Origin of the sequence: Mesorhizobium sp. SEMIA396, assembly GCF_024518615.1 — a bacterium.
Taxonomy (GTDB): Bacteria; Pseudomonadota; Alphaproteobacteria; order Rhizobiales; family Rhizobiaceae; genus Mesorhizobium.
In genome coordinates this window covers 48,663-70,267 of sequence record NZ_JANIFC010000006.1, presented here as the reverse complement: position 1 = coordinate 70,267, position 21,605 = coordinate 48,663, and the positions used below count along the sequence as shown (strand labels likewise).

16 protein-coding genes are annotated in these 21,605 nt (G+C 63.2%); 6 read left to right on the top strand and 10 right to left on the bottom strand.

Features of this window, described 5'->3' with window-relative positions:
- Positions 1–33: 33 nt before the first annotated feature.
- On the bottom strand, positions 34–2,178 hold the full coding sequence (locus NP503_RS16025; RefSeq protein WP_127268917.1) for a TonB-dependent siderophore receptor: 2,145 nt from the start codon (positions 2,176–2,178) through the stop codon (positions 34–36).
- A gap of 354 nt (positions 2,179–2,532) precedes the next feature.
- Between NP503_RS16025 and NP503_RS16020 the strand changes: the two genes are divergently transcribed.
- Positions 2,533–3,909, top strand: coding sequence for an MFS transporter (locus NP503_RS16020; protein WP_127268919.1), 1,377 nt, complete (start codon positions 2,533–2,535; stop codon positions 3,907–3,909).
- A gap of 142 nt (positions 3,910–4,051) precedes the next feature.
- Here the strand turns inward: NP503_RS16020 and purH are convergent, their stop codons facing one another.
- The 4 genes from purH to htpX form a co-directional block, all read right to left on the bottom strand.
- A complete protein-coding gene (gene purH / locus NP503_RS16015) occupies positions 4,052–5,668 on the bottom strand; it encodes a bifunctional phosphoribosylaminoimidazolecarboxamide formyltransferase/IMP cyclohydrolase (protein ID WP_127273763.1) in 1,617 nt (538 codons plus the stop codon).
- Between the two features lie 294 nt (positions 5,669–5,962).
- On the bottom strand, positions 5,963–7,687 hold the full coding sequence (locus tag NP503_RS16010; RefSeq protein WP_127271388.1) for a heparinase II/III family protein: 1,725 nt from the start codon (positions 7,685–7,687) through the stop codon (positions 5,963–5,965).
- A 148-nt stretch (positions 7,688–7,835) separates the two neighbouring features.
- Entirely contained in the window at positions 7,836–9,263 is a 1,428-nt protein-coding gene (locus NP503_RS16005) for an RsmB/NOP family class I SAM-dependent RNA methyltransferase (protein ID WP_127272502.1), read from the bottom strand.
- The gene (gene htpX, locus NP503_RS16000; RefSeq protein ID WP_127271031.1) at positions 9,221–10,237 is read right to left on the bottom strand and encodes a zinc metalloprotease HtpX; all 1,017 of its coding nucleotides are present in this window, start codon (positions 10,235–10,237) and stop codon (positions 9,221–9,223) included. Before htpX ends, NP503_RS16005 begins: the two co-directional genes overlap by 43 nt.
- 119 nt (positions 10,238–10,356) lie before the next feature.
- On the opposite strand from htpX, the gene NP503_RS15995 reads away from it, so the two are divergent.
- Positions 10,357–10,578 (top strand): DUF1674 domain-containing protein, encoded by a 222-nt coding sequence (locus NP503_RS15995; protein ID WP_127271030.1) that lies wholly within the window; start codon positions 10,357–10,359, stop codon positions 10,576–10,578.
- 7 nt (positions 10,579–10,585) lie between these two features.
- Here the strand turns inward: NP503_RS15995 and NP503_RS15990 are convergent, their stop codons facing one another.
- A complete protein-coding gene (locus NP503_RS15990) occupies positions 10,586–11,251 on the bottom strand; it encodes an HAD-IA family hydrolase (protein ID WP_127301864.1) in 666 nt (221 codons plus the stop codon).
- 171 nt (positions 11,252–11,422) lie between these two features.
- Here NP503_RS15990 and NP503_RS15985 point away from each other — a divergent pair, with 171 nt between their 5' ends.
- The 3 genes from NP503_RS15985 to NP503_RS15975 all read left to right on the top strand — a co-directional run bounded on the left by NP503_RS15985 (position 11,423) and on the right by NP503_RS15975 (position 15,732).
- Complete coding sequence (locus NP503_RS15985) at positions 11,423–12,292, top strand: transglutaminase family protein (RefSeq protein ID WP_127269220.1); 870 nt, start codon at positions 11,423–11,425, stop codon at positions 12,290–12,292.
- Positions 12,293–12,632: 340 nt separating this feature from the next.
- Positions 12,633–14,108 carry a TadE/TadG family type IV pilus assembly protein gene (locus NP503_RS15980; RefSeq protein ID WP_127269219.1) on the top strand — a complete coding sequence of 492 codons (1,476 nt, stop codon included), beginning with the start codon at positions 12,633–12,635 and terminating at the stop codon, positions 14,106–14,108.
- A 355-nt stretch (positions 14,109–14,463) separates the two neighbouring features.
- Positions 14,464–15,732 carry a cyclopropane-fatty-acyl-phospholipid synthase family protein gene (locus NP503_RS15975; protein WP_127269218.1) on the top strand — a complete coding sequence of 423 codons (1,269 nt, stop codon included), beginning with the start codon at positions 14,464–14,466 and terminating at the stop codon, positions 15,730–15,732.
- A gap of 1 nt (position 15,733) precedes the next feature.
- On the opposite strand, the gene NP503_RS15970 is transcribed toward NP503_RS15975, so the two are convergent.
- Together NP503_RS15970 and acs are read right to left on the bottom strand one after the other, a co-directional pair.
- A complete protein-coding gene (locus NP503_RS15970) occupies positions 15,734–16,477 on the bottom strand; it encodes an MOSC domain-containing protein (protein ID WP_127272273.1) in 744 nt (247 codons plus the stop codon).
- Positions 16,477–18,432, bottom strand: coding sequence for an acetate--CoA ligase (acs, locus tag NP503_RS15965; RefSeq protein WP_127268243.1), 1,956 nt, complete (start codon positions 18,430–18,432; stop codon positions 16,477–16,479). Before acs ends, NP503_RS15970 begins: the two co-directional genes overlap by 1 nt.
- A gap of 302 nt (positions 18,433–18,734) precedes the next feature.
- Between acs and NP503_RS15960 the strand changes: the two genes are divergently transcribed.
- Entirely contained in the window at positions 18,735–19,007 is a 273-nt protein-coding gene (locus NP503_RS15960) for an usg protein (protein ID WP_013529022.1), read from the top strand.
- Between the two features lie 307 nt (positions 19,008–19,314).
- On the opposite strand, the gene NP503_RS15955 is transcribed toward NP503_RS15960, so the two are convergent.
- Positions 19,315–20,349, bottom strand: a complete 1,035-nt coding sequence (locus NP503_RS15955; protein ID WP_127268244.1) for an aldo/keto reductase — start codon at positions 20,347–20,349, stop codon at positions 19,315–19,317.
- A gap of 52 nt (positions 20,350–20,401) precedes the next feature.
- Positions 20,402–21,583 (bottom strand): MFS transporter, encoded by a 1,182-nt coding sequence (locus NP503_RS15950; protein WP_127268245.1) that lies wholly within the window; start codon positions 21,581–21,583, stop codon positions 20,402–20,404.
- Between the last annotated feature and the right edge of the window lie 22 nt (positions 21,584–21,605).

Sequence of the window (21,605 nt, the reverse complement as noted above, 5' to 3'; positions counted from 1 at the left end):
TGCCATCCGCTTCGAAACCGGCGTTCAAAAAGCTCACCAGGAATGTTTGAGCGTGCCGACGATCTTCAGCCGGTCGCCGTAAAATTCGGTTCCGTAATAGCTGGTTGTCAAATACTTCCGGTCGAACAGGTTCGTTGCGTTCAGGGCCAACGTCACGTCCTTGGTCATCTTGTAGCTGATCGCCGCATCCACCAGTGCGTAGCCGCCAATCGAAGTCGTGTTCGCGTCATCCCCGTAGGTTTGTCCGATATAGCGCACGCCTCCGCCGATGGTCAGGTCGCCACGCCGTCCCTCCTCGGGTAGCGTATAATCAACCCAGGCCGAAGCCAGGTGGCGAGGGACACGCTGCGGCCGATTGCCGGCATTTCCTCCAATACCGTCTTCCAGGATCTCGGCATCCCAGTAGGAATAGGCAAGCGTCAGGTTCAGGTTTTCCGCAATGGCGGCCTTGCCCTCGAGTTCGATGCCGCGGACGCCAACCTTGCCGATCTGCTGCTGGACAACAGGCGTGACATAGGTGGGAACATTGGTTTGGGTAAGGTCGAAGACCGCGGCCGTGAACAGGCCGTCGAAGCCGTCGGGCTTGTACTTGATACCTGCCTCATACTGCCTGCCCTCTTGAGGCTTCAGCGAACCCGAGACCGCATATCCGTTGCCGCTTGGCGCCACGAGCGGCTGGAAGCTTTCCGAATAGTTGGCGTAGACCGCGAGGTTCGGAGTGAATTTGTAGGTCAGGCCGGCGCGCTTGGTGAAGGCGGATGCCGTGTCGTCGTCCTGCGTTCCCGAGTCGAGATAGTCCGCCGTCGTATGCACGCGGTCCCAGCGCCCACCCAGGGTGACGATCCAGCGGTCGTCAAACGTCAATTGCTCCTGGGCATAGACACCGACTGCCTGTTGCTTGACCCGCCAGTTCACGTAGGGGCCGAGATTGATGCAGGACAGACCGCAATAGGCCGGATTGTCGATGTCGATGGGACCGGCGGTGCCGAAGAGAATGTTTTCACGGGTGTTGTCGTTGGCGTAGTCGACGCCGACAAGCGTCTTGCTGTCGATCCCGCCCCAGCCCGTATCGTATTGCAACTGATTGTCGAAGGCATAGCGGTTGGACAGGCCATCGACGGAAAATGCCGTGCGGTCCGCCGTGGGGTCAAGCGACGCGCCGTAGACCTCGGCGTAGTCGAGGCTCAAATGCGTGTAGCGGGCATTGGAGCGCAAGGTGAGGTTCTCGTTGAACTCGTGCTCGAACTGGTAGCCGATATCGACCTGCTCCGTGTTGAAGCGGTTGAAATCCGGCTCGCCCAGGAATGTGCCGATGTCGATATTGCCGCCAGCCGGGGTGCCGCGTGCGCCTGTGCCATCTCGCTTGTAATAGTCAGTCAGGATGGTGAGCGACGTTCCTTCCTCGGGCTTGATGGTCAACGCGGGCGCGATGTAAAGCCGATCGTCGTTGGAATAATCCCATCCTTGATCGCCATCCTTGGCCAGCCCTGTGAGCCGATAGGTCCACACGCCATCGGGGTCGATTGGCCCGCCAAAATCAACGCCAACCTCCTTGGTACCGTCGCCATAGGACGTGTAAATCTCCCCCTGCTTCTGGTCCAGCGGCCGCTTGGTGATGGCATTGACCAGCCCGCCAGGGCCGTTGAGACCAAAAAGCGTCGATGTCGATCCCTTCAGGACCTCCACGCGCTGAAGTCCGTAAGGCTCGAGACGGCTGGCCGTGAACCAGGCGGGGATGCGCGCCGTGAGACCATCGCGATAGGTACCGAGCGATGTCTGGTCGAAACCGCGGATGCGAATATAGTCGTATCGGTCATCGTTGCCGAACTCGTCGGTGAGGACGCTGGATGTGTAGGCCACGGCCTGCTGCAGGCTTTCGACATGGCGCGCCTCCAGTTCCTTCTGGGTTACCACTGAAACCGAGGCGGGAACGTCGACGATCGGCGTATCGGTCTTGGTGGCGGTCGCCGTATCCTCGGCGACGATCGTTTGATCGGGCCCGACAAGGCGGTCCGACTTGCCGGTGACGACGATGGTTTCCAGTTGAGTTGCATCGTCCGGCGAAACCTCCTGGGCCCGGCCGGCCCCCACCGCTCCAAAAGATGCCGCTATCAAGGCACTGCTCGCAATCAATCGCCTTACCTGAGTGCGCGGCAATGCCTGTCGACCAATCGTCATCTCTTATTCCCTGTCAGACCATATCGAGCCGTTCGACCGGCGACTTTCCGGCCCTGCGCGAGCGCAATTAGTCAAACCGGACAAAAAGAGTCAACTTAATAATCAAGAAATTCGCGCCGGCGGCAATCGCCGCGAAGCAGGGGGTGGAGGGCGGCGCCAGACCTTCGGTCCGACTTCCCTCACGAGAAAAAATAAGGGCTTGGTCCGCGTCGCGGACGAAAGCCAATTGCTTGGCTTTCGAACAGTGAACGCGCGGCAGGGGCAAGGGACGGCACACCAAGCTTGGTTCATTGCATGAGCGCATGAAACATGCAGACATGGCGCCCGACACGGAACCGGTGCCGGGGGATCATCATGACGGTAGAAACAGTGCAGCGTGCGTCCGGGCGCGGCATCTGGGGATGGATGTTGTTCGACTGGGCGGCGCAGCCGTTCTTCACCGTCGTCACCACCTTCATCTTCGGGCCTTATTTCGTGTCGCGGATGGCGAGCGATCCGGAAACCGGGCAGGCGGCCTGGGGCTACGGCATTGCTGCGGCCGGCCTTGTCATTGCAGTGCTGTCGCCGATACTCGGCTCGATCGCCGACCAGACCGGACCGCGCAAGCCGTGGATCGCATTCTTTGCCGCGGTCAAGGTCACCTGCCTTTGCATGCTTTGGTTCGCGGCCCCCGGTTCGAACCTTTTCCTGGTCGTGCTGTTCTTTTCGCTGGCGTCGGTGGCGGCGGAGTTTTCGACCGTGTTCAACGATTCGATGATGCCGCGCCTGGTGCCGAAGAGCGAGATCGGCCGGATTTCCAACATGGCCTGGGGGCTTGGCTATCTCGGCGGCATGATCGTGCTGATCTTCGTCGTCGCCTGCCTGGCCGGTTCGCCTGAGACCGGCAAGACGATCATCGGCATCGACCCGCTCTTCGGGCTCGACCCGAAGCTCGGCGAGGACGCGCGCGCAACCGGGCCTTTGTCAGCCGGCTGGTACTTCCTGTTCATCCTGCCGATGTTCTTTTTCACCCCCGACGCCATCAAGGGCCTGCCGATCGGTCCGGCTGTCCGAGAGGGGTTGGCGGAGCTGAAAGTGACACTGGGTGAGGTGCGCAAGCGCAGCGGCATCTTCCGCTTCCTGGTAGCCCGCATGATCTATCAGGACGGCGTCAACGCGCTGCTGGCGTTGGGTGGCACCTTCGCCGCTGCGATGTTCCACTGGTCGATCACCGAGATCGGTATTTTCGGCATCATTCTCAACGTCGTCGCCATCTTCGGCTGCCTGGTTGCAGCCCGTCTCGATACGGCGCTTGGCTCAAAAACCATCGTCATGATCTCGCTGGTCCTGCTCAGCATCGCCACGATCGGCATCGTCTCGACCGGGCCGGGCTACACGTTGTTCGGCCTCTGGATGATGCCTGGGCCGGACAGGGGCGGCCTGTTCGGCACGGCAGCGGAAAAAGCCTACATCTTCTTCGGCCTGTTGATCGGTGTGGCTTTCGGGCCGGTGCAGGCGTCGTCGCGATCCTACATGGCGCGCAGCGTCACGGCGGCAGAATCCGGCCGCTATTTCGGCATTTATGCACTGGCCGGGCGGGCGACCAGTTTCCTGGCGCCGTTCATGGTCGCGTCCGTCACCCTGGCCAGCGGCTCAGCGCGGCTCGGCATGGCGGTGATCGTGCTGTTCCTGGGCATCGGCATGGCGATCCTGGTCAAGACGCCCTATCCGGCGGACCGGCCGGTGGAGTGAGTTTACCCTCCCCCTTGTGGGGAGGGTCGATCCGCGAAGCGGAGCGGGGTGGGGGTGCGGCGCTGTCCCCACCCCGTCTCACGAACTTTGCTTCGCAAAGATCGTTCGCCGACCCTCCCCACAAGCGGGAGGGTAAGGGCGCTCAATGCCGGAAATGCCTGATCCCCGTAAACACCATGGCGATGCCGTGCTCGTCGGCAGCGGCAATGACGTCCTTGTCGTTCATCGAACCGCCCGGCTGGATGACGGCGGTGGCGCCGGCGGCGATTGCCGACAGCAAGCCATCGGCGAAGGGGAAGAAGGCGTCGGAGGCGACGACCGAGCCCTTGGTCAGCGGTTCGGCAAGGCCCGCGGCCTCGGCGGCGTCGAGTGCCTTGCGGGCGGCGATGCGTGAGGAATCGACCCGGCTCATCTGGCCGGCGCCGATGCCGACGGTGGCGCCGTCCCTGACGTAGACGATGGCGTTGGACTTGACGTGCTTGGCGATGCGGAAGGCGAATTTCAGGTCGGCCATTTCGGCCGGCGTCGGCGCCCGCTTGGTCACCACTTTCAGTTCGAGGTCGTCGACGACGGCGTTGTCCCGGCCCTGGATGAGCAGGCCGCCGGCGACGGATTTGACCGTCGTACCCGGCGTGCGCGGGTCCGGCAGCCCACCGGTGACCAGCAGGCGCAAATTCTTTTTCGCCGCCACGATGGCCGCTGCCTCGTCGGTGGCGCCGGGCGCGATGATTACCTCGGTGAAGGTTTTTACGATCTCTTCCGCCGCCTCGGCGTCGAGGGTGCGGTTGACGGCGATGATGCCGCCGAAGGCCGAGACCGGGTCGCAGGCCAGCGCCTTGGCGTAGGCGGCTTTCAGCGAGTCGCCTTCGGCAACGCCGCACGGATTGGCGTGCTTGATGATGGCGACGGCGGCGGAAAGGTCGGGGTCGAACTCGCCGACCAGTTCGAAGGCGGCGTCGGTGTCGTTGATGTTGTTGTAGGATAGCTGCTTGCCCTGCAGCTGGCGCGCCGTGGCGACGCCCGGGCGCTTGTCGCCGTTGACGTAGAAGCCGGCGCTCTGATGCGGGTTCTCGCCATAGCGCATCACCTCGACCAACCTGCCGCCAAAGGCGCGCCATGTCGGATGTTCGATCTCGAGCGCTTCGGCGAACCAGCCGGAGATCGCCGCGTCATAGCTGGCGGTGCGGGCGAAGGCCTTGGCGGCCAGCTTCTTGCGGAAATCCAGCGACAGCGAGCCGATGTTCATCTCCAGCGCATTCAGCACCGAGGCGTAATCGCCGGGGTCGGTGACGATGGCGACATAGGCGTGGTTCTTGGCCGAGGCGCGGATCATCGCCGGCCCGCCAATGTCGATGTTTTCGACGATCGACGCGTAGTCGGCGCCGGAGCGGCGGACCTCCTCGAACGGATAGAGATTGGAGACGACGAGATCGATCGGCTCGATGCCGTATTTGCGCATTGCCGCGGAATGCTCCGGATCGTCGCGCACGCCAAGCAGCGCGCCATGCACCCCAGGATGCAAGGTCTTGACGCGGCCGTCCATGATCTCGGGGAAACCGGTGAGCTCGGAGACGTCGCGCACCGGAAGGCCCGCGTCAGCGATCGCCTTTGCCGTGCCGCCGGTCGAGACCAGCTCTACGCCTGCGGCTGCCAGCGCTTTGGCGAAATCGATGAGGCCGGTCTTGTCGAAAACGGAGAGCAGGGCGCGACGCACGGGAACAAGGTCTGGTGCGGGAATGTTCTTGGCGGCGACGGCCATGGGCTGGCAGCCTTTCACGACTGGTGTGATGGATGCCCGCGCCCGTAGCACATGCCGTCCGGAAATCAAACCGGCGGTCAGGTGGGGCAAGGCAACGAATCCGTATTAAAACGAAAAACCCGCCTGTGCGGCGGGTCACTGGCGCAAATCAGCACCATGGGCGAATTTGTACCATAGCTGAGGTCACCGAGTCAAGAAAAAATTCCTATCGTTGCCGACGCAAGCTGCCGATGCCGCCGAACTGGTTGTCGTCAGGCCTTTTGTTAACCTGCGTTCGAAGCCCTGCCAGGAGGATCAGTTGTTTTCCGGATGACCGGCGATGCTGGTGCGCGTCAGCTGCCAGTGGACTTCGGCGATTTCCGAGGCTTTGAAGGCAAGCACGATCTGGCGGCTGCGGCGTGGGCCGCCAAGGCCGGCGAAATAGATTGATTCCTCGACTTCCGGCACCACTTCGGCTGCTGTGAACACCCAGGTATCGGCCTGATCGGCGGCCAGCACCAGGCGGTCATGCTCGTCCTGCAAAAGGTTGATGTCGGGGTGGACATGGAAGCGGACGGTGACGAAGTCGCGGCCATTGTTGCGGATCGCTGCATTGCCGGGCCGCTGGAAGCGGTCGCGACCAGCCAGCACATTGCCGTTCGCCGACAGTTTCAGCTCGCGCTCATGCAGGAAGCCGAAGCGCGGGACATAGCCGTCATGGCGGGCGATGAAGCCCTGAACACCCTTCTGGTCGGTGCGCTTGCACTGCACGTGCTGCGGGCCGCCGATCAGCGGGGAACCGAGCAGGTCGTTGACACGCAGCGAATGGCTGAAGCGCGCCGACGAGGTGTCGTTGATGGTGGCGGTCGAGTGCGCGGCGGTGGCGCGCGCCAGCGGCCGGAATTCAGCCGCGCCATAGGTGTCGATGCCGGCATTGACGATGTAGTGCTGGCGGCCGGACGACAGTTCGAAGGCAAGGCAGCTGGCGTGTGCGGCGTTGGACACATCGACCGGCGGCGGCGGGCCGGTGTCGGCGATGACCGTGGTGCCGCCCATCGACAGGCGCTCATAGCCGGAATGCGGCGCATGCAGCAGCGGCGCGCCGGCGGTGTCGTCGTGGCGCAGAATGGTGGCGATGCGGTCGTGGATGGTGGCGCCCATGCCGTTGAAGCGGGCGAGGCTGCCATCCTGATGGCGAAAGAAGCGCAGCGCCGGCAGCATGCGGTCGATGGCGCCGATCAGCGCCTGCGGCGGCGTTTCCGCCTGGTTGGCATAGGTCTGGCGCAGCGGCAGAAGGTCGGCGAGGATTTCCAGGACAACCATCGGATTGCGCGAAATATGCCCGCCATCGGCGAGGATCTGGCGGTCGAGTTCCTCGGCAAGATTGCGGGTCGCGCCACGCAGGGCCGAGGCCGGCGCCGGCAGGGACAAGGCAGCGAAGGCGAGCGCGATGCGGGCCCGCAGCCTGTCCTTGCCGTCGGGCATTTCGCGCGCCATCGACCTGAGGTAGCGGATCTGGATGGCTACCGATTTCAGGAAGGCGCGGTAGAAAGGGAACTCGGCGCCCTGCAATACGACCGAGGAGTGCTGCAACCAGGCGATGATGCGCTTGGCCGTCGTGCCGGGCTCCCAGGCGATGCCGGAAATATGGCTGCCATGCATGGTGATCCAATCGGAGACCAGGGCGCGGGCATTGGCGGCGGCAAGCTCGGTGCCGGCGGCGCGCATATGGCGCAGCCAGCGAAAGCCGTGCAGCGTCTTCTGCCAGCCGTGATTGGGCACGCTGATCTGGAAAGGCGACTTGCCGCCGGTCTCGACGAGATGCCCCGACAGGGGATAGCGGCCGTAATAGATCTCGAGTGCGATCTGCGGGTCGGCGAGGCGCAGGTCCGGCGGCGCGATCAGCACACGTTCCGGCGTGCGGCCGGAATAGCGCCAGCGATAGACAGGCCCGGCGCGCAGGCGCCGGCGCGTTTTGCGCCAGAACTCCTTCGCGACAAGCGTCCACAGACGCGTCGTGCTGCTGGCAGCAAGTGCCAAAACCCCTCCTGATCGTCCTCTACCCCGGCGCCGAGTCTACATGATTGCACGATTCGTGCGAAGGCGAATTCCACGACCCCACGCCGGTTCACCTGGCTTTGCCCCCGATCCTACCCCAAAAAGTCAGTAAATCCGGGCAATTCAATCGCTAGCCGGCTCGCCGCATGCGAGCGGCGAAGAAGCCGTCGAGGCCCGAGCGCTCCGGCACGCCGAGCTCCAGGTCGGCGGGCGTGGTGCGCAGCGTGCCTTGCGGCGTCAGGAACGAATCGATGCCGGCGATCTCGCCTTGCCGCAGCGGATCGTTGGCGACTTCAGGCGTGCCGGCCAGAAAGGCGTGATAGAGATCCTCGCCTTCGAGCGGATCGAGCGAACAGTTGGAAAAGACGATCCTGCCGCCGGGCTTCACCAGCGTGACGGCGCGGGCGAGCAGCCTGCGTTGCAGGTCGGCCAGTTTTTCGACATCAGCCGAAGTCTTGGTCCATGGCACGTCGGGGTGCCGCCGCACCGTGCCGGTCGACGAGCAGGGTGCGTCGAGGAGAACAGCGTCGAACAGTTCTTCTGGCTCATACTTGAGCAGGTCGGCCTGAACGATTTCGGCGGACAGGCCGAGACGCTCGAGATTCTGCGTCAGCCGCACGAGCCGGTTTTTCGAGGTGTCGACGGCGGTGACCTTCGCGCCGGCAACGATCAGCTGCGCCGTCTTGCCGCCGGGCGCGGCGCAGAGATCGGCAACCCGCAATCCCGCGACATCGCCGAACAGCCGGGCCGGCAGGCTGGCCGCGGCGTCCTGGACCCACCAGGCGCCCTCGGCAAAGCCAGGCAATTCAGTGACAGGACCGACAAGATTCTCGACCCGCACCGTGCCGGTCGGCAGGACGATGCCGCCGAGTTTTTCGGCCCAGAGACCGGGATCGGCCTTGACCGAGAAGTCGACCGGCGCCTCAACGCGATGCGCTTCGAGGATCTGTCTGGCCTTCTCGTTGCCGTAGGTGGTCTTCAGCCGATCGGAAAACCACTTTGGCGCTTCGTCGGTGGCGGCAAGGGCGGCAGGCAATTCCGTTTCCTTGGCACGTGCCAGTGTGCGCAGAACGCCATTGACGAGGCCGGAGAAGCGCACCGTGCGCGGATCGGACTTGGCATGGGTCACCGCAATGTCGACGGCGGCGCTGTCGGGAATATCGAGGAACAGGATCTGGGCTGCGGCGACATGCAATATGTGCGACAAAGCGGTGGCGTTGGGCGGCAGCGGCTTTTCCAGGCGCCGCGCCAGCAGCCCTGATATGGTCATGCGATAGCGCAGCGCGGTGACCAGGATGGCGCGGACAAGGCCGCGATCGCGCATGTCGAGCGCCTTGTATTGCGGGTGGCCGTTTTCGTGATCGGTCAGCCCATCAAGCGGCGTCCTGGCGTCGATGACGGCGGCAAGCAGGCGCGCCGCCGCCTTGCGTGCGGCGAGACCGGCAACGAAGTCGCCGCCGTCCCTGTGTTCCTGATCACTTGAAACTGTGCGTCGTGGTCCTCTGTCCGCCACGCTCACGACCACCGGCCCTTGGGCCCGGTCGGATTGCGACCCCATGGGTTGGATTTGGGCTTGGCGGGCTCCGCCGGCTGCTCGGGCTGCGCTGCCTCGCCCCATGGGCCGGATGGCCGCGGTTGATCTGCCTGCCGTGGCGTCGATGCCTGGCGCGGGGCGGCCTGGGTTTCGCCTTGCATCTGCTGCGCCATCGCCTGCAAGGCTGCGATGCGGTTCTCAGTGGCGGGGTGGGTGGAGAACAGGCTGTCCATGCGCTCGCCGTGAAGGGGATTGATGATGAAGAGATGCGCGGTCGCGGGATTGCGCTCGGCATCGGGGTTGCGGATGCGTTCGGCGCCGCGGGCGATCTTGTCAAGCGCCGATGCCAGCCAGAGCGGGTGTCCACAGATTTCAGCGCCACGCCGGTCGGCCTCGTATTCGCGGGTGCGGCTGACCGCCATCTGCACGACCATCGCGGCAAAGGGCGCTACGATCATCGCCGCCAGCACGCCGACAAAGCCGAACGGATTGTTGTCGCGATTGCCACTGAAAAAGAAGGCGAAATTGCCGAGCATCGAGATGGCACCGGCAAAGGTGGCGACGATCGTCATGGTGAGCGTGTCGCGGTGCTGCACATGGGCGAGCTCGTGCGCCATGACGGCTGCGACCTCTTCAGGCGTCAGCGCTTGTAACAGGCCGGTGGAGGCAGCAACCGCCGCGTTCTGCGGGTTGCGGCCGGTGGCAAAGGCGTTCGGCTGCGGGTTGTCGATCAGATAGGTCTTCGGCATCGGCAGGCCGGCCTGTTTGGCCATTGCCTGGACGATGGCGTAATATTCGGGCGCGTTCCTTTCGTCGACCTCGACGGCACGGTTCATCGACAGCACCATCTTGTCGGCATTCCAGTAGCTGAACAGATTGGTGCCGGCCGCGAACAGGAAGGCGATCATCATGCCGCCGGTGCCGCCGATCAAAAAGCCGACGCCCATGAACAGCGCCGTCATCGCGGCAAGAAGCATGGCGGTGCGGATGGTGTTCATCGTCTGCTCCTGTCGAAATGGCACCGAAAAGGGGTCGATCGTCGTGCGTTCATGGCTATATGATGGGAAACGCCAGTTCCTGTTTCAATTGACTGGGCTCAATCTGCCGAGATTATCGCATGACCGACGAAATCAGTAAAACAGGCGCCGCTTCTGCCGAAACGGCATCGCAGAGAGAGCTAACGCCGGCCGCACGCCGTGCGTTGGCCGAGGCCGCAGCGCGGCGGGAAGACTACCGCGAAAAGGAGGCCGCGCTGCCGAAGGAGATCGGTGGCCGCGGCGGCAAGGAGCCAGGGCGCTACGGCGACTGGGAGGTAAAGGGCCTCACCAGCGATTTCTAGATGCCGCCTAGGCGGCGTTGCGCTGCGGCTCGAGCGCGATCCAGCCACGCTCGTCGACGGTGATGCCGACCATGTCGTAGCCTGCGATCGCGGCATGTTGCGTTGGCAAGGGGTGCTTGTGCGTGGCGCTGATGACCATGACCGCCGCGCCCGCCGCTTCGGCTGCCGCGATGCCAGCTGGAGCATCCTCGAAGACGAGGCAATCGCGCGCGTCGAAGCCGAGCCGTTCCGCGCCAAGCCGGAAGCAATCGGGCGCCGGCTTGCCGCGGGAGACATCTTCCGCCGCGACGATGATGGCCGGGACGGGGATGCCGGCGGCCTTCATGCGCAACAGCGCCAGCTCACGTGGGGCGGAGGTGACGATTGCCCAGCGTTCGGGCGGCAGCGAATCGAGAAATGCCACGGCGCCTGATATCTGGATAATGCCATCGAGATCGGCCGCCTCGGCCTTCAGCAGCAGATCAGCCTCGTATGCCGGGTCGACGCCCGGCAGTGCCAGGCCGGTGATGGTCTCGATCGCGCGCACGCCATGGATCGTCGGCAGGAAGGCGGCGACGTCGAGCCCCTGGCGGAGAGCCCAATTGCTCCACACCCGTTCCGCCGAGGCGATGGAATTGATGAGCGTGCCGTCCATGTCGAAGAGGAAGGCCGCGAATTTTCTGCCTGAATACATGATTTTCCTTGAGTCCGGGGAGGCGCTTGGTCGGGTGGCCGAACCTAACGTCTCGACTGCGGCAGGGGAAGACACGGGGGCGTGCTTTTCGATCGGCCCAGGGAACCACGATATCCTCCGGGCGTTTGGGAAGGACTGCTTCTCACAACAACGATCGAAGGGGGACCAACGGTGCTGATCCGGCTCGGCTACGAAATCGCCATCGAATGCGTAGCCGCCACGCCGGTGATTTCAGTGCTCGAGATCCATCGGGACAGGCAGGGCGACATCAAGCGGCAGACGCGGGTGCTGACCTCGCCCGCGGTGCCGACAAGGCTGTACCACGATCTGCATGGCAATGCCTGCCGGCGCTTCACAGCGCCCGCCGGTGGTTTTCGCATCCTGTACGACGCGGTCGTCGAGGACAGCGGCGAGACGGACGAGGTAAACACGCTGGCCAGGGAAGTGCCGGTGGCGGACCTGCCGGACGAAGTTCTCGGGTATCTCCTGGGCAGCCGCTATTGCGAGACGGATCATCTGAGCAGCCTGGCCTGGCAGCTCTTCGGTGACATCCCGTCCGGCTGGGCGCGCGTGCAGGCGATCGTCGACTATGTCCACAACCGGCTGTCGTTCGGCTATGGCTATGCGCGCTCGACCCGCACCGCGGCTCAGGCGCATGAGGAGCGCGTCGGGGTTTGCCGCGACTTCGCCCATCTGGCGATCACGCTTTGCCGCTGCATGAATATTCCGGCACGCTATGTGAACGGCTATCTCGGCGATATCGGCGTGCCAGCCGATCCGGCGCCGATGGACTTCTCGGCGTGGCTGGAAGTGTTCCTCGATGGCAAATGGTACACGTTCGATCCTCGCCACAACACGCCCAGAATCGGCCGTATCGTCATCGCCCGCGGCCGCGACGCCACCGACGTGCCGCTGCTGCACAGTTTCGGCCCCCACCGGCTCAGCCTGTTCAAGGTGTGGACCTATGAACAGGAAGGCAATCTGTTCAACCCGCCCTACCACGGCATCGACAGGACCGTCAGCGCACAGATGCTGGCGTAATCGCGACGCCTACCGATGCGACAGGGTGGCAGGGAGGTTCTTTCTAGGCGCAACTTTCGGGACACATGGTCCGCTTCGGCACAGTGAGCTTGTGCCGCAACAGGACGCCGTCGATGGCGTCGCGATGCCTTGGGCCAGATCATGGTAAGCGGCCGGTAAACGCGAGCGCCACGGTGCGTTCCCGTTTACCAACCGTTCACCTTTGCGGGTTCCAAAATTCAACAAAAACAATGACTTGCTGTTGGGAGGCGAGCTCTCTGCCAGGCCAAGGCATCATCCGGCGGGAATCCTGCATTGCCCTTTCCGCGGCGACGAGGCCGAGGCGAGTGGAGGCTGTAGGATGCGGAATTACGGGGGTCTTGTTCACGCGGTCGGCGGCTTCGCCAGGGATCGCGGTGGAAATTTCGCGGTCCTGTTCGGCCTTAGCGCCTCGGTCTTGGCGCTGGCAGCGGGCTTCTCGGTCAACGTATCGCAGCTCTACAATGCCAGATCGAGCCTCCAGAGCGTGGTCGACGCCGCGGTCACGTCGACGGCACGCGACCTGACGACCGGCGCCACCAACGAAGCCGATGCCGACACATCGGTGCAGGCCTTTCTCGACGCCAACAGCCAAGCAGGCATTCTGCAGGCCGACCAGATCGTGCTCGACAGGTTGATCGTCGACAGGACTGCCAAGACGGTTCAGGCCGACGCCCATATCGATGTCGCGCTGTACTTTCCGATTTTCGGCACGGGCGACATGAAACGCGTCACCGCTTCCACAACGGCGCTCTATTCGGACAAGACCGTCGAAGTGGCGATGATGCTGGACATAACGGGATCGATGGCCAAGCGCGGCAAGGTCGACAAGATCGGCGATCTGAAAGCTGCTGCAAAAAATGCTGTTCTGACGATGCTGCAGAAGCAGGATCCGCAGAACCCCCGCATCCGCGTAGCGATTGTGCCTTATGCATCTGGCGTCAACGCCGGCAAGCTGGCGGAAAACATCTATGCCGAGAAGCAAGGCAGCTCTGAGCTCCCACCCGTCGCCGGCAGTCCGCTTCTCGTCGCCAAGACAGGCAAAAATCTGCTGCCGTCCTTCAGCGACTACATCTCCATTGTCGGCGCGGCGATGCCACGCCCCGACAATTGCGCCACCGAGCGCAAGGACAAGAACGGCAACGCAGATATGAGCGCCGACGGCCCAGGCACTGTTCGCACCGACAGGAACGGCAAGAAATACTATGCCCTGGTCAACCGGGACGATCATCTCGGCGGAGGTATGAACAGGTGCCCTGGTGCGGAGGTGATCCCGCTGACCGCCGACTCCGATGCATTGCTTGAATCGATCGAGGACTTCCAGGCCGATGGCTACACGGCCGGCGCGATCGCCATTCAGTGGACCTATTATATGCTGTCGCCGCAATGGCGCACTGCAATCAGGAACGCCGGTCTCGGCAAAGGCGCCTCGGATGCCGATCCGAAGAAGATCGCCAAGGTCGCGATCCTGATGACCGATGGCCAGTTCAATACCGCCTTCGCCGGGGCTGGGGACAGGTACAATAGCCAGGGCAACCTTGCGCGCGGCAACGCCGAAACGCTGTGCGAAAATATGAAAAATGATGGCATCGAGATTTTCACCATTGGCTTCGATCTGGACGACAAGGACATGTCGGCAACCGAGCGGGATCAGGCAAAGGCGGTGCTGAAGGACTGTTCGTCGAAGGATACCTCCGCCGCCAAGAGGCATTTCTTCGACGTGTCCACCGGAGCCGAATTGGACGACGCCTTTCAGGAGATCATTCGCAACACCGAAAAGGTCGCATTGACCCAGTAGTCCGCAAACGGAAAAGGCCGCCGCTTCTTTCGAAGCCGGCGGCCTTCCGTGTTTCCGTCCGTGGCGCGGCCTTGGCGGCGACCTATCGGGTCACCCGCCGCGCATTTCGCGCCTTAACGGGAAGACTGCTTCCCGAAAGTGCAATCCGCTGAGGCCACGTTCTGGAAAACGAAATCACTCGACATCGGATCACCTCCTTTCGATTTGTTGAACACATACTGATGATGGGGTGCATTGCAGCAAAAGACAAGGTGCAGGTCTGAAATTAGCCAACGGGGGGCTTGGTGCGAGCCGCTTGCGATTGCCAGGCCGGCCGGGCAAACTTCTGCCTGGGGCCAGCATTCGGAGGAGTCGCATGGAGGCAGCCGAAAAGGCCGCTCGCATCGTTCGAACGGTGATCGAAACATTGAAACCGGGGTTTGCCGTCAGGCTATGGACCGGGGAGCGGATCGGCCCCGCCACGGGTCCGGTGCTCACCATCAACGACCAGGACATCGTCTGGCAGATCGTGAAGCGGCCGTCCCTGTCGACGCTGATCGAGATGTGGATTTCCAAGACGATCAACATCGAAGACGGGACGATTTTCGACTTTTATGCCCTGCCGTCGCAAGGCAAGCTCAGAACCAAGCTCAAATCGCTGCCGAAAATGGCGATCCTGGGCGACCTGCCTTCCGTGCTTTTGGCGCGCAAGCAGATGACGGCGCGGACCGATCTGTCGGGGCGCAATCCCTATGTCAGCGGTTCGAGCCAGGAGGCGATCCAGCATCACTACGACATTTCGAACGCCTTCTACCGGCTCTTCCTCGACGAGCGCATGGTCTACAGCTGCGGCTACTTCAAGGATTTCGCCAACAGCATCGACCAGGCGCAGATCGACAAGCTCGACCATATCTGTCGCAAGCTCCGGCTGAAGCCTGGCGAACGACTGCTCGACATCGGCTGTGGCTGGGGAGCGATGCTCATCCATGCCGCGAAGAACTATGGTGTTATCGGCCACGGTGTCTCGCTGTCGCAGGCGCAGACCGATCTTGCCCGCGAACGCATCCGCGCCGAAGGGCTGGAGGACCGCATCACCATCGAGATCAAATCCTATGCCGAACTCACCGGCTCGTTCGACAAGATCTCGTCGATCGGCATGTTCGAACATCTTGGGCTCGCCAACCACGCCACCTATTTCAAGACCATTCATCGCCTGCTGAAGCCGGGCGGCATCTATCTGCACCACGCCATCACCCGGCGCAGCAAGGGCGACATGAAGAAGACCCTGCGCAAGGGGCCGGAGTACAAGGCGCTGCTCAAATACATCTTCCCCGGCGGCGAACTCGACACGATCGGAATGACAACAGGCAATCTCGAGGCGCATGGTTTTCTCGTCTACGATGTCGAGAACCTGCGCGAGCACTATGCCCGCACCTGCAGACTGTGGGCGGAGCGGCTGCACGAAAGGTTCGACGAGGCAATCGCCGAGGTGGGCGAAGCCAAGGCACGGCTATGGTTGCTTTACCTGACGGGCTGTTCGATCACCTTCGAACGCGCCTCGGCGCAGATTTTCCAGACCGTCGTGACCAAGCGCGCGCGTGGTCCAAGCGGCCTGCCGCCGACGCGGGCGGATCTGTATCGATAGCTTACAGGAAGCGCATCGCGTCGCCGGTTTCGACGCGCGCCGGCCGGTCGACCGTGCAATAGACGCCGAGATTGTGGGCGTTATGGCGAACCAGATTGCGCAGGATCGCCGGATCATGGTCGAAGCCATCCTGGGCGATGATGGTGAAACCGCAGCGGCGGCAGGGTTCGGAGATGGTCAGCAACAGGTCGCCGATGGCAAGCTTGCGGCCGATCCATTCCGTCTCCGGAAACGACCCTTCGAGTGCCGCCATGTCGACGACGATGTTGGGACGAAAACGGCGCGGATCGGGGGTGCCTTCCGGATGCAATGCCTTCAGGCGCGCCAGCGAAGCCGTGGTCAACAGATGGATCGGCGCCTTGCGATAACGCTCCGCCGTCAGCGGGCCGGAATAGTCAGGCGCGGCATTCTCGCGACGAAACGGCCGGATCGAGGCCTCGAAGCCGAGATAGGCCGATACCGCGCGGTCGCTCTCGATACTTGGCGCAGCCAGCCAGTTGCCCTCGGGAACGGCAATCTCGAGTTCCAGGGTCGGCGACAGCCGGGTTCGGATGCGCGGCACCTTGTGCCATTTCGGGTCGCGGTCCGGTCGCGCGATCTCATTGTCGGACGCGTCGACAAGGCCGAACATGCGGTCGCCCTTAATGCTCTCGATGTCGACCGAGATTGTCTCCCGGCGCTCGCCGGCAAGCGAACTCGCCGGATAGCGCCAAAGCTCACTGACAGTGCCAAGCGCTGCCTGCATCAGCTCTTCTTGTTTTGCCGGTTGGCGACCAAATCATCGACGACGGCCGGATCGGCGAGCGTCGAAGTATCGCCGAGCGCTGAAAAATCGTCCTCGGCAATCTTGCGCAGGATGCGGCGCATGATCTTGCCGGAACGCGTCTTCGGCAGGCCGGGCGCGAACTGGAGCTTGTCGGGCGAAGCGATGGCGCCGATCTCCTTGCGGACATGGGCGACCAGCTCCTTGCGCAGCTCCTCGCTCGGCTGCTCGCCGGCCATCAGCGTGACGTAGCAGTAGATGCCCTGTCCCTTGATGTCGTGCGGATAGCCGACGACGGCGGCTTCCGAAACCTTGTCGTGGCTGACCAGTGCGGATTCGACCTCGGCCGTGCCCATGCGATGGCCGGAGACGTTGATGACGTCGTCGACGCGGCCGGTGATCCAGTAATAGCCGTCGGCGTCACGGCGGCAGCCGTCACCGGTGAAATACTTGCCCTTGTAGGTCGAAAAATAGGTCTGCACGAAGCGGTCGTGGTCGCCATAGACGGTGCGCATCTGGCCCGGCCAGGAATCGGTGATGCACAGATTGCCGTCGGCCGCACCTTCCAGCACCTTGCCCTCGCCGTCGACCAGCTGCGGCTTGACGCCGAAGAAAGGCCGCGTCGCCGATCCCGCCTTGAGGTCGGTGGCGCCGGGCAGCGGCGTGATCAGGATGCCGCCGGTCTCGGTCTGCCACCAGGTGTCGACGATCGGCACCTTGCCGTTGCCGACGATGTTGAAATACCACTCCCAGGCTTCCGGATTGATCGGTTCGCCGACCGAACCCAGTACGCGCAGCGACTTGCGCGATGTCTTGGCGACATGCGCGTCGCCGGCGCCCATCAGCGCGCGCAGCGCCGTCGGCGCGGTGTAGAAGATGTTGACCTTGTGCTTGTCGATGACTTCCCAGAAGCGCGACTGCGACGGATAATTCGGCACGCCTTCGAACATCAGCGTGGTGGCGCCGTTGGCGAGCGGGCCGTAGACGATGTAGCTGTGGCCGGTGACCCAGCCGACATCGGCGGTGCACCAGTAGATGTCGCCGTCATGGTAATCGAAGACATATTGGTGGGTCATCGAGACGTAGACGAGATAGCCGGCGGTGGTGTGCAGCACGCCCTTCGGCTTGCCGGTCGAACCCGATGTGTAGAGGATGAACAGCGGGTCCTCGGCCTTCATCTTCTCGGGCTTGCATTCGGCTTTCACCGTCGCGACCTCGTCGTGGTACCAGACGTCGCGGCCTGAAACCCAGCCGGTCTTGCCGCCGGTGCGGCGCACGACCACCACCTTTTCGACTTTCGTTCCGGCTTTCGCGGCGATCTCGATCGCCTTGTCGGTGTTTTCCTTCAAAGGGATGGGCTTGCCGCCGCGCAGGCCTTCATCAGCCGTGATGACGAAGGTCGACTTGCAGTCGTCGATGCGGCCGGCCAGCGCATCCGGCGAGAAACCGCCGAAGACGATCGAATGGACGGCGCCGATACGCGTGCAGGCCAGCATCGCATAGGCGGCTTCCGGGATCATCGGCATGTAGATGGTAACGCGATCACCTTTCTTGACGCCGTGTTTCTTCATCACATTGGCGAGCCGGCAGACATGCTCGTAGAGCTCGTTATAGGTGACCTTCTTGTCATCGTAGGGATTGTCGCCTTCCCAGATAATGGCGGTCTGGTTGCCGCGCTTCTTCAGGTGCCGGTCGATGCAGTTGTAGGAAACGTTGGTCAGTCCGTCCTCGAACCATTTGATCGAGACCTTGCCGTCGAAGGAGGTGTTCTTGACCTTGCTGAAGGGCTTGAACCAGTCGATGCGCTTGCCGTGCTTGCCCCAGAATTTGTCCGGGTTCTTGACGCTGTCGGCATACCATTTCAGGTAGGTGTCATTGTCGATCAGCGCGTTTTTCTTCCACGCCGGCTGGACGCGATGGACATGAACCTCGGACATTCCTGACTTTCCTCCCGAACCAATCGCCGGCTTGAAATGCCGGCGGGATCGCGGCGACAGGGCCGCGAATTCGGCGGCATTATTACCAGTTCCGCCGTTACGGCAACATTAGACGTTGGATTCGCGCGGCGGGATGCCGCAGGGGGCTTCCCCGAGGCTGTCAGCACTCGGCCAAGTGCGCTGCTAACTGCATGTTTTCGCATGCTAAAGCCGGTTCAGATGAAGAAAAAATCAATAGACGATTAATCAGCGGCGCGCACAATCAGCCATGGGAGGACAGGCGAATCAACCTGGGGACCGTAATGCGCGACCATGCCGAAATGGACCTGATGCTCAAAGGCTATGGCTTGACCACGGCCAAGATTCTCTATCACTTTCCCGATCACCCGCATCTGCTGCAGAGCTTCATCTGGCAGGACTACGATCTGGCGCCGAAGTTTCCGGTGCTGATCAAGTTCATCGAATTCTGGAAGGCCAAGCTGGACGGGCCGCTGCATTCGATCAGCTACACCCACCAGAAGCTGATCGCGCCGAATGAGTGGCGCAAGGTGGATGGGGAGTTCGTGCTGCACTGAGAGCAGTAGGCAGGCATTTTGTCGACCATTAGTGGTTGGCGCAAACGCCTATCGCGTCGTCATCCACGGGCGAAGCAAGGAGCGAAGCGACGCGGCGCAGACCCGAGGATCCATGCCGGGACTCCGAAGCGTCACAACGGTGCAGAATTCTGCTCCGCTGCACTTTACGGCCAAGGTCGCGGCATGGATCCTCGGGTCTTCGCGACGCCGCTTCGCGGCTGCTCCGCCCGTGGATGACGAAGTTGAGGGGCTTCGGCTACCCCCAAATGTCTCTATGGCGGCCCCGGAACGTAAGACTGTGACTTAATCAAACAGCCGGCGGGTTCAGCCGGGCAAAGCCTTCCTGCCGCCGATACGGGAAGTACGGGTAGGGCGCGGTGACTTCGCTTGCGGCGTCGAGTTTCCCGATCTGCTCCGGCGTCAAGGTCCAGCCGACGGCGCCGAGGTTCTGGCGAAGCTGTTCCTCGTTGCGGGCGCCAATGATGACCGACGACACGGTCGGGCGCTGCAGGAGCCAGTTGATGGCGATCTGCGGCACGGTCTTGCCGGTTTCCTGCGCCACCGCATCGAGCGCATCCATCACCCGATAGAGATGCTCGTCCTCGACCGGCGGTCCGAAGCTTGCCGTGTCGTGCAGCCGGCTCTTTTCCGGCAAGGGCTGGCCACGGCGGATCTTGCCGGTCAGGCGGCCCCAGCCAAGCGGGCTCCACACGAGCGCGCCAACGCCCTGGTCGAGGCCGAGCGGCATCAGCTCCCATTCGTAGTCGCGGCCGACCAGCGAGTAGTAGACCTGGTGCGCGACATAGCGCGGATAACCGTGCTTGTCGGCTTGCGCCAGCGACTTCATCACTTGCCAGCCGGAGAAATTGGAGACGCCGACATAGCGCAGTTTGCCGGCGCGCACGAGTTCGTCCAGCGTCGACAAGACCTCCTCGATCGGCGTCCCGGCATCGAAAGCGTGCAGTTGCAACAGGTCGATATAGTCAGTGCCGAGGCGCTTCAGCGCGGCGTCCACCGACTTGATCAACCGCGACCGGGAAGAGCCATAGTCAGCCGGTCCGTCGCCCATCGGCAGCGCGGTCTTGGTCGATATCAGGACGGCATCGCGGCGGCCTTTTATGGCTTCGCCAAGCACCTCTTCCGAGGCGCCGTTCGAATAGACGTCGGCGGTGTCGAACAAATTGACGCCGGCCTCCAGGCAAATGTCGATCAGCCGCCGCGCCTCCCTGGCGTCGCTGTTGCCCCAGGCGCCGAACAGCGGGCCGGAGCCGCCAAAGGTTCCCGCGCCGAATGAGAGTGCGGGCACTTTCAGGCCCGATGCACCGAGACGTCGGTAGTCCATCTTTTTACTCCTGTGGAATGAAGGGTGTGGGAAGCGGGTTTGCAGAGGACGGTCACGACCGGATGGAGGCAGGCTCGCCGAGCGTGGCGGTGCGATCGAGACGCAGCGCCAGCCCCGCCACACCGAGTGCCGCGAGCGGCAGCAGGGCGGCGACCCAGGTAAGGGAGCCCAGGCCAAGGCCATGGGCAATCACCGCACCACCAAGCCAGGCGCCTGCCGCATTGCCGAGATTGAAGGCGGCGATGTTGAAGGACGAGGCGAGGCTCTGGCCGGCACCTTGCGCCTTGTCCAGCACCCACATCTGCAGCGGCGCCACTGTGGCGAAGGCGGCGGCACCGAGCAGGCCGACATAGATGACGGCCATGACCTGGCTGTGGATGGCGAAGCTCATGGTGGCGAGCACCAGGGCCAGCACCACGAGACTGCCCAGCACGGCCGGCACCAGCCAGCGGTCGGCGACCTTGCCGCCAAGCAAATTGCCGGCGATGAGACCGCCGCCGAAGACGAGCAGGATCGGCGACACGGCCGCTTCCTTGAAGCCGCTGATCTCGGTCAGCAGTGGTGCGATATAGGTGAAGACGGCGAAGACGCCGGCATAGCCGAGCACCGTGGTGGCGAGGCCGAGCAGGACGGGCGTGCGGCGCAGCACGGCGAGATCGGCGCGCAGATCGCTCTTTTCGGGCGCCGTCCGGCTGCGTGGCACCAGAGCCAGGATGACGGCGAAGGCCGCCACGCCGACCAATGTCACCGCCCAGAAGGTCGCTCGCCAGCCGAAGGCCTGGCCGAGCCAGGTGCCGAAGGGCACGCCGAGGATGTTGGCGATGGTCAGACCGGTGAACATCAGCGCGATCGCCGAGGCTTGTCTGTTGGGTGCGACCAGCCCGGTGGCGACGACAGAGCCGACGCCAAAGAATGTGCCGTGGGCGAAGGCGGTGATAATGCGGGCGCCCATCAGCGTCCAGTAATCGGGGGCCAGCGCACAGGCGAGATTGCCAAGCGTGAAGATCGCCATCAGTGCCAGAAGCACGGTCTTGCGTGGCCAGTTGCCGGTGGCGATGGTCAGCAGGGGCGCGCCGATGACGACGCCGAGCGCATAGCCCGAAATGAGCTGGCCGGCGGCCGTGATCGAAACGCCGAGATCCTTGCTGACATCGAGCAGCAGACCCATGATGACGAATTCGGTGACGCCGATGCCGAAGGCACCGGCGGCAAGCGCGTAAAGAGCAAGAGGCATGGCGGTTTCCACTTCGATGGCG

Coding starts and splice junctions, on each gene's coding strand:
- NP503_RS16005 (WP_127272502.1), bottom strand. CDS start 9,263: ATGGGGTCGCAATCCGACCGGGCCCAAGGGCCGGTGGTCGTGAGCGTG.
- NP503_RS15970 (WP_127272273.1), bottom strand. CDS start 16,477: ATGCAGGCAGCGCTTGGCACTGTCAGTGAGCTTTGGCGCTATCCGGCG.
- NP503_RS15980 (WP_127269219.1), top strand. CDS start 12,633: ATGCGGAATTACGGGGGTCTTGTTCACGCGGTCGGCGGCTTCGCCAGG.
- NP503_RS16020 (WP_127268919.1), top strand. CDS start 2,533: ATGACGGTAGAAACAGTGCAGCGTGCGTCCGGGCGCGGCATCTGGGGA.
- NP503_RS15950 (WP_127268245.1), bottom strand. CDS start 21,583: ATGCCTCTTGCTCTTTACGCGCTTGCCGCCGGTGCCTTCGGCATCGGC.
- NP503_RS15975 (WP_127269218.1), top strand. CDS start 14,464: ATGGAGGCAGCCGAAAAGGCCGCTCGCATCGTTCGAACGGTGATCGAA.
- NP503_RS15990 (WP_127301864.1), bottom strand. CDS start 11,251: ATGTATTCAGGCAGAAAATTCGCGGCCTTCCTCTTCGACATGGACGGC.
- NP503_RS16025 (WP_127268917.1), bottom strand. CDS start 2,178: ATGACGATTGGTCGACAGGCATTGCCGCGCACTCAGGTAAGGCGATTG.
- acs (WP_127268243.1), bottom strand. CDS start 18,432: ATGTCCGAGGTTCATGTCCATCGCGTCCAGCCGGCGTGGAAGAAAAAC.
- NP503_RS15995 (WP_127271030.1), top strand. CDS start 10,357: ATGACCGACGAAATCAGTAAAACAGGCGCCGCTTCTGCCGAAACGGCA.
- NP503_RS15955 (WP_127268244.1), bottom strand. CDS start 20,349: ATGGACTACCGACGTCTCGGTGCATCGGGCCTGAAAGTGCCCGCACTC.
- htpX (WP_127271031.1), bottom strand. CDS start 10,237: ATGAACACCATCCGCACCGCCATGCTTCTTGCCGCGATGACGGCGCTG.
- purH (WP_127273763.1), bottom strand. CDS start 5,668: ATGGCCGTCGCCGCCAAGAACATTCCCGCACCAGACCTTGTTCCCGTG.
- NP503_RS15960 (WP_013529022.1), top strand. CDS start 18,735: ATGCGCGACCATGCCGAAATGGACCTGATGCTCAAAGGCTATGGCTTG.